General features: G+C 58.5%; 13 protein-coding genes. 10 read left to right on the top strand and 3 right to left on the bottom strand.

The genetic code is table 11. The features are described from left to right. The first annotated feature begins 2 nt into the window (after positions 1-2). Genes TRM7557_RS00205 through pcaF form a run of 6 tightly spaced genes read left to right on the top strand, consistent with a single transcriptional unit; the run spans position 3 to position 4325 of the window. Entirely contained in the window at positions 3-842 is an 840-nt protein-coding gene (locus TRM7557_RS00205; RefSeq protein ID WP_058288209.1) for a tryptophan 2,3-dioxygenase, read from the top strand. Next, positions 842-2026 (top strand): kynureninase, encoded by a 1185-nt coding sequence (kynU, locus tag TRM7557_RS00200; protein WP_058288208.1) that lies wholly within the window; start codon positions 842-844, stop codon positions 2024-2026. Before TRM7557_RS00205 ends, kynU begins: the two co-directional genes overlap by 1 nt. 6 nt (positions 2027-2032) lie before the next feature. Beyond that, complete coding sequence (locus TRM7557_RS00195) at positions 2033-2272, top strand: Lrp/AsnC family transcriptional regulator (RefSeq protein WP_058288207.1); 240 nt, start codon at positions 2033-2035, stop codon at positions 2270-2272. 6 nt (positions 2273-2278) lie between these two features. Further along, complete coding sequence (locus tag TRM7557_RS00190) at positions 2279-2686, top strand: acyl-CoA thioesterase (RefSeq protein WP_058288206.1); 408 nt, start codon at positions 2279-2281, stop codon at positions 2684-2686. Then, complete coding sequence (locus TRM7557_RS00185) at positions 2683-3087, top strand: RidA family protein (protein WP_074942195.1); 405 nt, start codon at positions 2683-2685, stop codon at positions 3085-3087. The genes TRM7557_RS00190 and TRM7557_RS00185 overlap by 4 nt, the downstream gene beginning before the upstream one ends. Positions 3088-3122: 35 nt before the next feature. Next, on the top strand, positions 3123-4325 hold the full coding sequence (gene pcaF / locus TRM7557_RS00180; protein ID WP_058288205.1) for a 3-oxoadipyl-CoA thiolase: 1203 nt from the start codon (positions 3123-3125) through the stop codon (positions 4323-4325). 21 nt (positions 4326-4346) lie between these two features. Here pcaF and TRM7557_RS00175 read toward each other — a convergent pair whose 3' ends face one another. Together TRM7557_RS00175 and TRM7557_RS00170 are read right to left on the bottom strand one after the other, a co-directional pair. Further along, entirely contained in the window at positions 4347-5786 is a 1440-nt protein-coding gene (locus TRM7557_RS00175; RefSeq protein WP_058288204.1) for a sulfatase-like hydrolase/transferase, read from the bottom strand. Then, positions 5783-6265, bottom strand: a complete 483-nt coding sequence (locus TRM7557_RS00170; RefSeq protein ID WP_058288203.1) for a MarR family winged helix-turn-helix transcriptional regulator — start codon at positions 6263-6265, stop codon at positions 5783-5785. The genes TRM7557_RS00175 and TRM7557_RS00170 overlap by 4 nt, the downstream gene beginning before the upstream one ends. Positions 6266-6356: 91 nt before the next feature. On the opposite strand from TRM7557_RS00170, the gene TRM7557_RS00165 reads away from it, so the two are divergent. From TRM7557_RS00165 to TRM7557_RS00150, 4 genes are read left to right on the top strand one after another with little or no spacing between them, the layout of a single operon-like run. Then, the gene (locus TRM7557_RS00165; RefSeq protein WP_082626458.1) at positions 6357-7310 is read left to right on the top strand and encodes a tripartite tricarboxylate transporter substrate-binding protein; all 954 of its coding nucleotides are present in this window, start codon (positions 6357-6359) and stop codon (positions 7308-7310) included. Between the two features lie 60 nt (positions 7311-7370). After that, complete coding sequence (locus tag TRM7557_RS00160) at positions 7371-7940, top strand: hypothetical protein (protein ID WP_058288201.1); 570 nt, start codon at positions 7371-7373, stop codon at positions 7938-7940. Continuing rightward, positions 7940-9550, top strand: a complete 1611-nt coding sequence (locus TRM7557_RS00155) for a tripartite tricarboxylate transporter permease (protein ID WP_058288200.1) — start codon at positions 7940-7942, stop codon at positions 9548-9550. Before TRM7557_RS00160 ends, TRM7557_RS00155 begins: the two co-directional genes overlap by 1 nt. Beyond that, positions 9547-10377, top strand: a complete 831-nt coding sequence (locus tag TRM7557_RS00150) for a universal stress protein (RefSeq protein WP_058288199.1) — start codon at positions 9547-9549, stop codon at positions 10375-10377. Before TRM7557_RS00155 ends, TRM7557_RS00150 begins: the two co-directional genes overlap by 4 nt. Positions 10378-10422: 45 nt before the next feature. Here TRM7557_RS00150 and TRM7557_RS00145 read toward each other — a convergent pair. Continuing rightward, positions 10423-15241 (bottom strand): PA14 domain-containing protein (locus TRM7557_RS00145; RefSeq protein WP_082626457.1); only part of this gene is annotated, 4819 nt, incomplete at its 5' end.

Below are 15241 nucleotides of genomic sequence, written 5' to 3'. Positions count from 1 at the left end.
TCATGGCGAACCAAGCCTATAACCCGGAAACCGACGGTGCGAAGATGGGGTTCAAGGATGCAATGTCCTATGGGGACTATCTGCATCTGGATCAGATCCTTGCCCATCAGGCCCCGCAGTCCGAGGCCCATGATGAGCTGCTGTTTGTCATTCAGCATCAGACTAGCGAATTGTGGATGAAGCTGATCCTGCATGAACTGAGCGCCGCGCGCGAGGCGCTGATCAGCGGCGACAAATCCACCATGTTCAAGATGCTGGCGCGGGTCAGCCGGATCTTTGAACAGCTGAACAATCAATGGGATGTTCTGCGCACCATGACGCCTGCAGACTACACCACCTTCCGCGAGGCTTTGGGGCCGTCTTCGGGTTTTCAGTCCTATCAGTACCGGATGATCGAATTCGTGCTGGGCAATCGCAATCCCAATATGCTGAAGCCGCACGAACATGTCCCGGATGTGCACAAGGCCCTATCGGCTGAGCTGGCGCGACCCAGTTTTTACCATGAGGTTGTGCGCCATCTTTATACAACGCTCGATGGGCATGACCAGAATGTGCCCGAACTGTCTCTGGATGCGCCGCACACGGCGCACCCGGACATCCAGGCGCGCTGGAAGACCGTTTACGAGAACATTGATGTCTACTGGTCGCTATATGAGCTCGGTGAAAAACTGGTCGATCTCGAGGATTACTTCCGCCGCTGGCGGTTCAACCATGTGACCACGGTTGAACGGGTTATCGGATTCAAACGTGGAACGGGCGGGACCTCGGGTGTGCAGTACCTGCGCAAGATGCTGAGCGTCGAGCTGTTCCCGGACCTGTGGCACCTGCGCGGAGATTTGTGATGCTACCTAAAAAACATCTTTTTGATATCCCCGCAGGGGTCATCTATCTGGACGGTAATTCGCTTGGCGTGTTGCCTAAAGGGGCGGCCGAACGGGCGCAAAAGACGATCACGCAAGAATGGGGACAAGAGCTGATCCGGGCCTGGAACACGGCCGACTGGATTTCCCTGCCGCAGCGTGTGGGTGATCGTATTGCCGCGCTTATTGGTGCGCCTGAGGGCAGCGTGGCCACTGGTGACACGCTGTCGATCAAGGTCTATCAGGCGCTGGCGGCAGCCCTGAAAATGCGCCCTGACCGTCGGGTGATCCTGTCGGACAATGGCAATTTCCCGACCGATCTTTATATGGCGCAGGGGCTGATCAACACCATCGACAAAGATTATGCGCTGCGCACCCCTGCTGCCGAAGATGTGGTGGATCAGATCACCGAAGACGTCGCCGTGGTGATGCTGACGCAGGTCGATTACCGCTCTGGTCGGCTGCATGACATGAAGGCGATCACCGCAAAGGCCCATGCGGTCGGCGCGGTGATGATCTGGGATCTGGCCCATAGCGCAGGTGCTGTGCCGGTGGATCTGACAGCTTCGGGCGCAGAATTCGCTGTGGGCTGCAGCTATAAATATCTGAATGGGGGGCCTGGTGCGCCTGCGTTTATCTATGTGCGCCCTGACATTGTCCACGACGTGCAACCTGCGCTGGCCGGCTGGATGGGTCATGACGCGCCCTTTGCGATGGAGCTGGGCTATCGTCCTGCCATGTCGACAGAACGCCTGCGGGTCGGCACGCCACCGATTGTCCAACTGTCGGTTCTGGATGCCGCCATGGATGTCTGGGAGGGCGTGGACATGCAGGACCTGCGTCGCGCCTCGCAGGCGCTTTCTGAGCTGTTTATCCAAGAGGTCGAGGCCCGCTGCCCCACCCTGACGCTGGCTTCGCCTCGCGACCCAGAGGCGCGCGGCAGCCAGGTGTCCTTTGCTTTTGAGCATGGTTATGCTGCGATGCAGGCGCTGATCGACCGAGGCGTCATCGGTGATTTCCGTGCGCCCGATACTATGCGGTTTGGCTTTACCCCGCTGTATCTGGACGCAGCCGACATCGTTGCCGCTGCCGAAATTCTCGAAGAGGTGATCACCCAGAACCTCTGGCAAGACCCCAAATATCAAACCAAATCACGCGTCACCTGAGGAGAGATCATGACCTGTCTTTTTGTACAAATCCGCTGCCGCCCCGGCACCGCTTATGAGGTTGCCGACCAGATCGTGCTGCGCGAGATCCACTCAGAGCTTTACTCAACAAGCGGCGACTACGATCTGTTGATGAAGCTCTATGTGCCCGAAGGGGCCGATATTGGCCGGTTCATCAATGACAACCTCCTCAATATCGAAGGCATCGAACGGACCTATACAACCCAGACCTACAAAGCGTTCTAAGGCGTCATGCATTCCACCCTGCGCCAAAAGATCCTGTTCAAACACTGCGACCCGGCAGGGATCGTATTCTATCCCCGGTATTTTGAGATGATCAATGATGCCGTGGAAGCCATGTTTGCCGATGTTCTGGACTGGCCCTTTGAAGATCTGCACCAGACAGGCGCAGTGCCGACTGCGTCTTTTCAGGTCGATTTCAAAGCGCCCAGTCGCCATGGCGACGTGCTGGATCTGAACCTGACGATTAAAGCGATCGGCGGTGCCAGCCTGCGCCTTCAGATCGTCGCGCAGTCCGGCGAAGAGGTGCGTTTCGTTGCGGATCAGGTTCTTGTCTGTATTGACCAAAACGGGCGGCCTTTGCGTTGGCCGGATGCCATCCGTGCCAAAATTGACAAAGAAATTGGAGATCCATTGTGAAACCCGAGACCATTCACCCAGAAGGCTGGGCGCCTGCGCTTGGTTATTCAAATGGCATGCTGATGCCCGATGGAACTCTGCATATCGGCGGCCAGATCGGCTGGGACAAAGACAAAAACTTTGTCGAAGGCGGCTTTATCGCTCAGATGGAGCAGGCGCTTGCAAACATTGCTGAGATCGTGCGCGCAGCCGGAGGGGATGTGACCGACGTGGGGCGTCTGACCTGGTTTGTCAAAGACAAAGCGGAATATCTGGCGCACCAGCGCGAGGTTGGCCAAGCCTATCGCCGGGTTTTTGGCAAGCATTTCCCGGCGATGTCGATGTTGATTGTTCAGGACCTCGTGGAAGACGATGCGCTGATCGAGATCGAGGCAACCGCCTTCATCGCCCCCAGCACATAGACCGCAGAACTCCCTAGCGAAGAAGGACCAGATCCGTGACCGTATTTATCTGTGACGGCGTGCGCACGCCGATTGGCCGCTATGGGGGCGCATTGTCCCAGATCCGTACCGATGATCTGGCTGCGCTTCCCATTCGGGCCCTCATTGAGCGCAATCCGGATGTGGATTGGGCACAGGTTGACGAGGTTGTTCTGGGCTGCTCCAATCAGGCGGGCGAAGACAACCGAAACGTGGCCCGTATGGCAGCGCTTCTGGCAGGGCTTGCACCGACCGTTCCGGGGCTGACAGTTAACCGCCTGTGTGCCTCGGGGATGGATGCGGTGGGCATGGCTGCCCGTGGAATTAAAGCGGGCGATTATGACCTGACCATCGCGGGCGGTGTTGAAAGCATGACCCGCGCGCCCTTTGTGATGCCCAAAGCCACCAGCGCTTTTGGCCGTGCCAATGAGGTGCATGACAGCACCATTGGCTGGCGATTTGTGAACCCAAAGATAGAGGCTCAGTACGGCACGGAGTCGATGCCTCAAACCGCCGACAATGTCGCCGTGGACTGGGGCGTGTCCCGTGAAGATCAGGATGCTTTTGCGCTCAGATCGCAGGCCCGCTGGCTGGCCGCGCAGGAGGCAGGTCTGTTCGAGGAGGAGCTCATACCGGTCACCCTTCCTCAGCGCAAAGGGGAGCCGCTGGTCTTTTTGCGTGACGAACATCCGCGCCTGGGGTCGTCCGCAGATAAAATGGCGTCACTGGGCGCGATTAATGGGCCTGGCAACACCGTGACGGCGGGCAATGCCTCTGGTGTCAATGATGGGGCCGCAGCGCTGCTACTGGCGTCTGAAGCCGCTGTGGCACAGCACGGGCTGACACCATTGGCGCGTGTTGGGGCGATGGCCTCAGCCGGTGTGGAGCCGCGTGTGATGGGCATCGGTCCCGTGCCTGCAACTCGCAAATTGCTGGAACGCAGCGGCCTATCTGTGGCAGACATTGACATTATTGAGCTGAACGAGGCCTTTGCCAGCCAGGGGCTTGCCAGCCTGAGGGAGCTGGGCATCGCCGACGATGACCCGCGGGTGAATCCGAATGGGGGCGCGATTGCGATGGGCCACCCGCTTGGCATGACCGGTGCCCGTCTTGTTCTCACGGCGGCCCATCAGTTGAAGCGGACCGGGCAACGGTATGCGGTCTGCGCCATGTGCGTGGGCGTCGGGCAGGGGACCGCGTTGCTGCTCGAACGGCCCTAGCCGATCCCCTTGCCGCATCCCTTAGGCGACGTCCGGCGGCGGCGTCGCCGATTTTGGGCCAAGCTTCAATGCGGCCTCTTTTCCGCCAACCCGTTCCACCAATGCAGCTTGGTCGGCAAAGGCCTGGGCATTTGCCTGTTCCGGGTCGACAATATCCTTCAAAGCAGCGGTCATCTGCGCCAGGATGTCCGCAAACGCGGGATCCTGGCTCTTGTCCTCCAGCTCTTCGGGGTCGGTTTCCAGGTTAAACAATTCGGGGTGGAAGCCGACGTAATAGTTGAGTTTCCATGGTCCTTTGCGCAGCATAAACGCGCCAGAGACGGCACCGATTGCGTGATATTCGCTCAGGATGGGACGCTCGGGATCGGGCGCGTCTTTTGCGATATCGATCAGGGAACGCACGCCCTCTGCGCTGTCGATTGTTGCGCCAAACTGGTCGGCAATGGTCTGTGACACATCCAACAGCGAGACCGGCGTTTCGCAGCGCCCGGTGGGCACATCAGGTCCGGCCATGATCATGGGGATCGCGACGCTTTCTTCATAAAGGGTTGATTTGCCCCAAAGACCGCGCGCACCAAGGTTGTCGCCGTGATCCGAGCTGTAGACCACATTGGTGGTGCTGCCGAAACCTTGGCTTTCCAGCGCCTTCAGAATGCGGCCGACATTGTGGTCCAGCCAGGAGGTCAGCCCGTAGTAGGCGGAAAACGCGCGGGCGCGTTCGGCGGCGTCGGTGAATTTCATCTCAGCGTCGCCAGAGCCGCTGTTTTGCTTTTCAACCCATGGGTGGCGTTGATACCCGGCGTCTGGATGCAGCTTGACGTCTGGCATACTGCTTTCGGGATACAGATCGTAGTATTCCTGTGGCGCAACCAGCGGGAAATGTGGGGCCACAAGGCCCACATACAGGCACCAGGGGCGGGCATCTTCACTTTGAGATCGCTGTTCCAGCCAAGCCACAGTGCGATCCGTCACCCCTTGGTCGTAGTCAGTGTAGGTGCTGGTGCCCGGCCCGATGTAATCTCCCAACATGCGAGCTCCGGGTTCAATGCGGTCCTCTTCATTGCGGATCGCAGCCCAGACCATGCCAACACCGCCCTGAACCATCATGGGGATGTATTCGACATCAAACCCCGCCGGGTCCTTTTCATCGCGGTAGTGCAGCTTGCCGATGGATTCGACCGGCACCCCTTGTTCTTGCAACGCATGGCCCCATCCGCGAATGGCGCCGGTATAGGGCATTGCGTTGTCCCAGAGGCGGGTTTCATGCACATATTTGCCGGTGGCAAAGGCCGCACGGGCCGGCACGCAGATCGGGCAGGGGGTATAGGCATGTTCAAACAACGTACCCTTGGCAGCAAGCTGATCCAGATGGGGTGTTTTGACAAAGGGATGACCCGCACAGCCCATCGCCCGCGCCTGATGTTCATCCGAGACAATGACAAGAAGGTTGTTTTGGGTCATGTGATTTCACGATCCTTTTCAGTAACGGCCGCCTCAAGTTTGTCGAGGACCCGAAACAGGGTTTCTTTTTCTTCCGGGGTGATTGCAGACAACAGCGCCTGCTGACGTGCCCGCATCAGAGGGTCGGTGGCGGCCAGTGCTGCGCGGCCTTTATCGGTTAAGTACAACCGGCTAGCGCGGCGATCTGACGGGTTTGGGGACACTTCAATATAGCCGCGTTTCATCAGATCAGCGGATGCGCGGCTCATTGTGGCTTTGTCCACATAGCCCCGTTTTGCGAGCTCGTGCGCTGAGCCGCCATCGCGGCCTTTGACAAAGTCCAGCAAGCGCCATTGGTTCAACGTCAGATCGCCAGAGGATTTGAGGATCCCGACGACCTGTGTGGTCAGCAGTGTGCCGATTCTCTGTAGCCGGTAACTGATGCGCTGTTCGAGAGGCACCTCGGATTCAGTCGTATCTTGCGCTTTGTTCTTATGCATTTGCGGACCCTTTCGATACCATTCTACAGATTTTAGTTGATGCTTCAACTAAATTTGGTCATGCTGAGGTTAATCAACATGGGAGGTCAAAATGAAATCAATGATCAAAGCTGCAGCCACAGCTGTCGCAATCGCTGCTTCTGCTTCCGCTGCGACCGCCGCAGATTGGACGCCACCCGGACCGATCAAGCTGCTTGTTGCGTTCCGGTCTGGCGGTGGTGCTGACACACATGCGCGTTTGATTGCCGAAGAATTGGAAGCCCGGCATGGCTGGAAATTCATTCCCGAGGAGGTTGCGGGAAAAGGCGGTTTGAATATGGCCGCGGCCCTTAAGGACGCGCCTGCCGATGGCACCGTTATTGGTCTCGGTGTCACAGAATTCTTCGGCTACAGCATGGCTGCGACCCCCAAAGCGGGCATGAAACCCGCGGATTACACGCCGATTATCACGACGGCGGGCTTTCAGATGGGGGTTGTCGCAACCAGCGGACGGGGCTGGACCACCATTGACGATGCCTTTGCAGCAGCCAAAGCAGGCGAAACGCTTAGCTTTGGTGTGATGAGCCCGCGTCTTGCCGATCTTGCCTACCTGTTGGGCAAGGCGAATGGCGTTGATTTCAATATTGTGTCCCTGCGCGGTGGTAAAGCTGTGTTTGACGCCATCAACGCAGGTGACGTGGACATGGGATTTGTCGCGGGTCTTCAAACCCGCGCGGTGGCGGCTGGCGACATGGTCAACCTTGCCTCTGCCATCACCAAGCCCCTGAACCAGAGCCCGGACGCGCCGCTGTTGCTGGAACGTGGTTTGGAGTTTGATGCCGAAGGTGAGTTTCTTTTTGTCGCCCCGGCGGGCCTTCCGGAAGAGGCACGCGCCGCCATGGCCGATGCTATTGAGGCCGTCATTACTGATCCGAACACCAAAGCGGGGCAGATGATTGCCAAGGCCTTTGGGGGGGCTGTTGCGATCAAAGGGGACGCGCTAGCTGAGCGGGTTCAGGCGGAGTTTGACACCTCTGAAACCCTGCTCGACGCAGCATCCGAATAACAGGCTCTTGGCTCGCAACTGTGGTTGCGGGCCAATTTTTATCGCAAGAGGAAGAGGTACATGGAATCTCCTTTGTCGCGAGATCAAAAGCTGGGCGTGTTCTTTATGCTCTTTGCCTTTCTTCTGATCTTTCTGTGGATCCCCTTGGACACGGATACCGGCTTTATTGAAAAAGTCCGCCGGCAGATCTCTATTGGGGATGCCCTTGCTCCTACAGTTGCGGCGGCTTTTTTGATGGTCGGCGGGCTTGGATTGCTCCTGTTTCGCGCGCCGGAAACAGGGGTCGAAGAGCCGCTGGACCAGTTGGCGATGCGCTTTGCGGGGCTGTTGTTTGCGGTTTATTTCCTTTGCTTTCTTGTGATGTGGGGCGTCGGTCCGCTTGTGGTCTGGGTGGCCAATGGGATCACCGGTGATGCCCTGGAATACCGGCTGCTGCGCGATACTGCGCCTTGGAAATACCTTGGCTTTGCGACCGGGGGCACATTGGCCGTGATGTCCAGCATTTCCATGTTGGAAGGGCGCTTTTCATGGCGGGCGCTGTTCACCGGTCTGGTCGCAGTCGTTGCAATGATTGCGATTTACGATCTGCCTTTTGATGACCTTCTGCTGCCGCCCAACGGAGACATGTGATGGGAACCCTAGACTATATCTGGATGGGTATTTTGTCCGTCTTCCAGGGTCCGGAACTGTTTTCGATCTTTGGACTTTCGATCTCAGTGACGTTGATCATGATCGCAATAGGCTTCTTGCTTGGCATTGCCGTAGGCGCGACGCCGGGACTGGCTGGACCTATCGCCATGGCGATTTCGCTGCCGATCCTGATATCGATCTTCGGCTTTAGTCCCGATGCGCTTTTGCCGGTTATGGGATTTCTTATTGGGGTTATGAAAGGGGCGACAATTGGCGGGGCAGTGCCTGCGATTTTGTTCAACACGCCCGGAACGCCTGATGCGTATCTGACCACATTGGACGGCTATCCAATGACCCAAAAGGGCAATGCGCGCCGGGCCCTGCGGGTTGCGCATTTCTCTTCGGTTTCGGGCGACACATTTTCGGACATCGTCTTGATTGTATGTGCGCCCTTTCTGGCGATCCTGGTCGAAGGATATCTGGATCTGCCCGAGAAGGCAGCGCTGCTGATCCTGTCTCTGGCGTTTATTGCGGCCGCCGTTGGTGGTGCACCTGCTAAGGGTCTGATTTCGACGGGGTTGGGATTGCTTGCGGCCTATGTCGGCACAGGCGAAGATTTCTACCCGCGGCTTAGCCTTGGCAGCCCAGCTTTGTCTGAAGGCCTGCCGCTGGCAGCGGTTATCCTCGGCGTTTTGATTGTCGGGGCTGTTGCGCATGAACTGACGACTTACTGGCGCGAACGGGGGCGGCAGGACCGGCAAGATGATCCGGAAGGCAGGGACAACCAAGGTCTGAGCCTGCGGCTCATTGGCCGGATCTGGCCATACATTTGTCGTTCTGCACTTGTCGGCACCGTCATCGGCGCGCTGCCGGGGATCGGATCGACACTGGCTGCGACCATTGGTTACACATTGGGACGTGCACGGCACGAAAAGCGAAAACGCAAGGGCGATCCCAGTTTCGGGGAAGGCGCGCCGGAGGGGGTGGCCGCAACCGAAGCTGCAAATTCGTCAGTTTCCGGCGCAAACCTTATCCCCGTGCTTTCCCTTGGCATTCCCGGCAACGCGGCGGCCGTGTTTTTGATCCTTGCTGCAGAAAGCATCGGCGGCTTCACCCCGGGGCCTTCGGTTTTCAAATTTTCGACCGAGCAAGTGAACCCTGAGCTGGTTATCGCTTTTGGCCTTTTCACCTGCATGTTCATCGCCAATTTCCTGAACTGGACAATTGGTGGGCTGATCATGCGCGCGATGGGCATTATGACCCGCGTGCCAAAGCAGATGCTGTTGCCCGTTGTCTTGCTGCTGACTTTGACCGCGATCTACGTTCAGGAAACCGCCATGGTTGCGGTTTGGATCACACTGGCCTTTGGTGTGGTGGGGTATTTGATGCGGGTCTACGGGATTTCTCCGTTGCCCTTTGTCATCGCTTTTATCCTTGGAGGTCGTCTCGAGGATACCGCGCGTCAGGCCTTTGCCTCCACCGGCAGCGATCCTTGGTTTCTGTTCAACAATCCGATTGCCGCCGTGTTTATGGCCCTGTCGGTTCTGACAATCATTGTTGCATTGCGCCTTGATCGGCGCTCGCAGCGAAGCGCAAAGGTCTCCTCATGAGCATCAAGAGCATACTTGTCGCATATAACGGGTCGGATTCATCTGATGCAGCCATGCGGTTGGCCAAGCTGATGCATCGCAAGTACGATGCACATGTCACCGGGCTTCTGGCGCACCAAAGCGCGCAATCACGGCTGCGACAGGAAACCTGGATCCCGTCGGACATGAAAGATGTGCTCGGCGCGCTTGAGGACAAGGAACACACCCGGATCAAGGATGCGTTTCTAAAAGTCGGGTATCCCGAAGTCGGGCCGGACCACTTGCATTGGATCGAGCAGTTTGGCAACTCGGATCAGACGGTTGCGGATTATTCGCTGATGTTTGACGTCACCGTTGTCGGGCGTCGGGATATTCTTGTTGGCAATAGACGCTATGACTTGCATCCCGACCGGATCGCGGCGCGCAGCGGGCGCCCGGTCATTGTTGTGCCTCGAAAATATGATGTTGAGGCCATCCACGAACACGCTGTTCTGGCATGGGACGGCAATCGCGCCGCCGCAAATGCCCTGTGGTCCGCCATGAGCATTCTGGAGACGAAGCAGCGGGTGACCATCGTGACGGTCGACAACAAGAAAGTCGGCAAACCCCTGCCGGGCATTGATGTGATAACCGCCATTGAGCGCCACGGCGTTCAAGCCAACCTGATCACTGTGAAACCGAGCTCGGGCGGAGCTGCAAAGGCCATTCTGGACTGCTGCGAACAAGAGGGCGCAGGGCTTCTGGTTATGGGGGTGCGGCAGACAACGTCGTTTCGCGAGGAACTGTTTGGGGGCACCGGAAAAAGCGTTCTAGAAAACGCCAATATTCCGGTTCTGCTCGCGCAGTAGACGCGTTGCAGGGGAATGCCGTAGCGTGCGCGTGGCGCGCAGCCGCTACCAATCAACCCGCTCGTAAGTGTCGGTGTCAATCACCGTGATTTCGGCAACTGAATTGCTGAGGACAGGTTCGGCCATGACATCACCACCGTCATCGCTGCTTGGCTCTGCGTCGGAAAGATCAGCGTCCCATCCCACCTGTGTGGATCCTTCACTGGCATCAACTGCGATTTGGATGTCCAGCGCCTCAGCGCCGTTTTCTGGCGGCTCATCGCCCGGCTCTCCCACTTGCAAAGTAAACGTGCTGGTCGCGGACACTTCTTCCCCGTTGAATGCGGTGTCGGATAGCTGCAATTCCCCTTCAATTTTGCCCTCAAAGCCCGGCGGTGGCGAGACTTCCAGGTGATCAATGTCCCAGCCGGACAGATCTATCGGGGTGCCATCGGAAAGCGCGGCCTCATCACCGCTGATCAAAAGCGTATTGGCGGGTAAGCCGTCTAACACAACACTTGCCTCTGGGCTTGCACCGGTAAGCGAAATGCCAACATCCAGCGTGCCATTTTCCGCGACCTGCTCTGGTGCATCCGCCTGCAGAGTTTCCCGTCCATTGGTGTCTGGCCCGTCCCATTCCACCTTGAGACCGGCACGCCCATAATTTTCAAAGTAGCGGACCTCAATTTCATAAGTGCCGGGTTCCAGCTCGACCTCGCCGCTGCGGGTGCGAAACCCGTGCAGCCCGTCATTGTTGATCACCTGTTCGCCATCAATAAACAGCGCAACACCATCGTCGCCGCCTGCAAAGAAGGTATAGTTTCCGCCTTCTTCGATCGTGACCTTGCCCTCAAGCTTAGCGCCAAATGTGTCCTTGGAGCCGCCTTCCCAGAAAGAGTCTGACGCGTTCTGATAGTTAATCTCCGTGACCATTTCTTCATGGGTGGGATCGGATGACCAATCGATGTCATCCAATACATTCAGGCTGTGATCGACATCAAAATAGCTGGCGTGAAAGCCGCCGACCAGTTCGGCGCTTGGCGCATCAATATGGGCTTCGTTGACGTCAAAGGTGATGTTCTGTGTACCGTTTTGAGACGACCCATCGGCCAACTGGGTGGTCACATGCAGATCGGCGGAAACCTCCCCCATGAAATCAAGCGGTGGGGTAATTTGAATGCTATTGCCGTCCCAACCGCCAAGATCGACGCCACCGCTGTCATCGACAATAAGTGTCAGCGACCCTGCTTCGACCAGAGACCCCACTGGCAATCCTTCCAGCGCAATTTCGGCATGGCCATTGGGGTCCATCACGCTCATGTCCACGTCCAATGTCACGGGGACGCCGCTGACTGTCTGCGCCTCTGACATATCTGGTGCAGTGACAAGCTCGCGCCCCTCAAGGCCGGGACCCTCCCACTCCAACTTCAGTCCGGCATGGCCGTAATTCTCAAAGTAGCGCACTTCGATATGATGGGTGCCGGGGTCCAGATCGATCTCCCCAGTGCCGGTCTTGTAAGCGTGCAAGCCATCATGATTGACCACCTCTTGACCATCGACAAACAGCACGGCCCCATCATCACCGCCAAGGAAGAATTCAAAGGTGCCGCCTTCTTCCACTTCGATATTTCCAGAAACCTCGACTCCAAATGTGTCGCGCGAACCACCCTCCCAGAAAGAGTTCCCGCTGTTTTCAAAGTTGATATCGCTTTTGACTTCCTGATGGGTGGGATCCGCTGACCAATCCACGTCCGCCAGTTCTTTCAAACTATGATCAACGTCAAAATACTTGGTCTGAAATCCAGTTCCGACAGGAATTTCGATATCAACATCCTGGGGCTCTGCAATGTCGGCGATATGAACAGTGAAGTTTTCCGCTGTGGAAAGCCCACCCGCGTCCGTTACTGTGACCTCAACCTCTATTTGCGCCGCTTCTTCATAATCGAGGCTCACGCCGGGTTTCAGGCACAGCGTGTTGCCCACGACCTCAAAACGGTCATCCGAGACACTGAATTCATGGCTGTCCCCGTCGTCGGGGTCCACAAAAGACAGCTCACCAACCACCGCGCCCTCAAGGTTTTCGGCCACGGTGCTTTCCGCAGCGACAAGGGTGATATTGTCAATTAGAGCGCCAAGACTGTCGCTTCCTCCTTCAGGTTCGCGCAATTCCAGCGTGTCTTGGCCGGTACCGATCACTTGCAACTCGAAGGTTTCCCATTCGGTGGCCTGCGGGTCGATTTCGGCCACCAGATCGCCGTTCCAGTAGACTTCTACCGTATCGGTGCCACCGGAAAAACGTTCGCGAATATCCAGCCCCAGATCATAAACCTGGCCCGCATCTGTGTTGATGGTTTGCGAAATGGAATCCACACCATGACCATGATCCAGCTCCATCAGCTGGTCCCCGTCCGACGCGGTCACCCGGCCAAGATTGTTCCAGACCTCAATCCCATTCTGATCCTGCCAAGCACCAGTTTCATCCGACTCGAAGCCTCGCCAGCGCCCGGCATCCAGTTCAAAATCCTCAAAACTGCCATTGCGGATCAAGTTCTCCGAGGAAGAGCTGAGGGTGAGATCACTCGGGGCCTCATTCACGTCCTCGACGGCGATGGTGAAGGTCTCGGAGGTCGCCAGCCCGCCTGCGTCGGTGACGGTGACCTCCAGATCGATCTCGGCGGTCTCTTCGTGGTCGAGGCTGACGCCGTCCTTCAGGCGGATCTCATTGCCAACGACCTCGAAGCGGTCGTCCGAGAGGGTGATCTCATGGCTGTCGCCTGCGTCGGGGTCGACAATGGACAGCGTGCCAATGGCCGCGCCTGCGGCGTTTTCAGTGACGGTGGTGCCGTCCAGCGAGACCTCGGCCGGGGCCTCATTCACGTCCTCGACGGCGATGGTGAAGGTCTCGGAGGTCGTGAGCCCGCCTGCGTCGGTGACGGTGACCTCCAGATCGACCTCGGCGGCTTCTTCATGGTCGAGGCTGACGCCGTCCTTCAGGCGGATCTCATTGCCAACGACCTCGAAGCGGTCGTCCGAGAGGGTGATCTCATGGCTGTCGCCTGCGTCGGGGTCGACAATGGACAGCGTGCCAATGGCCGCGCCTGCGGCGTTTTCAGACAGCGTGGTGCCGTCCAGCGAGACCTCTGCCGGGGCCTCGTTCATGTCTTCGACCGCGATGGTGAATGTCTCGGAGGTCGTGAGCCCGCCTGCGTCGGTGACGGTGACCTCAAGATCGATCTCGGCGGTCTCTTCGTGGTCGAGGCTGACGCCATCCTTCAGGCGGATCTCATTGCCGACGACCTCGAAGCGGTCGTCCGAGAGGGTGATCTCATGGCTGTCGCCTGCGTCGGGGTCGACAATGGACAGCGTGCCAATGGCCGCGCCTGCGGCGTTTTCAGACAGCGTGGTGCCGTCCAGCGAGACCTCTGCCGGGGCCTCGTTCATGTCTTCGACCGCGATGGTGAAGGTCTCGGAGGTCGTGAGCCCGCCTGCGTCGGTGACGGTGACCTCCAGATCGACCTCGGCGGCTTCTTCATGGTCGAGGCTGACGCCGTCCTTCAGGCGGATCTCATTGCCAACGACCTCGAAGCGGTCGTCCGAGAGGGTGATCTCATGGCTGTCGCCTGCGTCGGGGTCGACAATGGACAGCGTGCCAATGGCCGCGCCTGCGGCGTTTTCAGTGACGGTGGTGCCGTCCAGCGAGACCTCGGCCGGGGCCTCATTCACGTCCTCGACGGCGATGGTGAAGGTCTCGGAGGTCGTGAGCCCGCCTGCGTCGGTGACGGTGACCTCCAGATCGATCTCAGCGGTCTCTTCGTGGTCGAGGCTGACGCCATCCTTCAGGCGGATCTCATTGCCGACGACCTCGAAGCGGTCGTCCGAGAGGGTGATCTCATGGCTGTCGCCTGCGTCGGGGTCGACAATGGACAGCGTGCCAATGGCCGCGCCTGCGGCGTTTTCAGTGACGGTGGTGCCGTCCAGCGAGACCTCTGCCGGGGCCTCGTTCATGTCTTCGACCGCGATGGTGAATGTCTCGGAGGTCGCCAGCCCGCCTGCGTCGGTGACGGTGACCTCAAGATCGATCTCGGCGGTCTCTTCGTGGTCGAGGCTGACGCCATCCTTCAGGCGGATCTCATTGCCGACGACCTCGAAGCGGTCGTCCGAGAGGGTGATCTCATGGCTGTCGCCTGCGTCGGGGTCGACAATGGACAGCGTGCCAATGGCCGCGCCTGCGGCGTTTTCAGTGACGGTGGTGCCGTCCAGCGAGACCTCTGCCGGGGCCTCGTTCATGTCTTCGACCGCGATGGTGAATGTCTCGGAGGTCGTGAGCCCGCCTGCGTCGGTGACGGTGACCTCAAGATCGATCTCGGCGGTCTCTTCGTGGTCGAGGCTGACGCCATCCTTCAGGCGGATCTCATTGCCGACGACCTCGAAGCGGTCGTCCGAGAGGGTGATCTCATGGCTGTCGCCTGCGTCGGGGTCGACAATGGACAGCGTGCCAATGGCCGCGCCTGCGGCGTTTTCAGTGACGGTGGTGCCGTCCAGCGAGACCTCGGCCGGGGCCTCATTCACGTCCTCGACGGCGATGGTGAAGGTCTCGGAGGTCGTGAGCCCGCCTGCGTCGGTGACGGTGACCTCCAGATCGATCTCAGCGGTCTCTTCGTGGTCGAGGCTGACGCCATCCTTCAGGCGGATCTCATTGCCGACGACCTCGAAGCGGTCGTCCGAGAGGGTGATCTCATGGCTGTCGCCTGCGTCGGGGTCGACAATGGACAGCGTGCCAATGGCCGCGCCTGCGGCGTTTTCAGTGACGGTGGTGCCGTCCAGCATGACCTCTGCCGGGGCCTCATTCACGTCCTCGACGGCGATGGTGAAGGTCTCGGAGGTC

The sequence above is a fragment of the Tritonibacter multivorans genome (assembly GCF_001458415.1).
In the GTDB taxonomy this organism is placed as follows: Bacteria; Pseudomonadota; Alphaproteobacteria; order Rhodobacterales; family Rhodobacteraceae; genus Epibacterium; species Epibacterium multivorans.
Note: the sequence above shows the minus strand (reverse complement) of the source record. Positions and strands in the feature narration are given on the sequence as shown.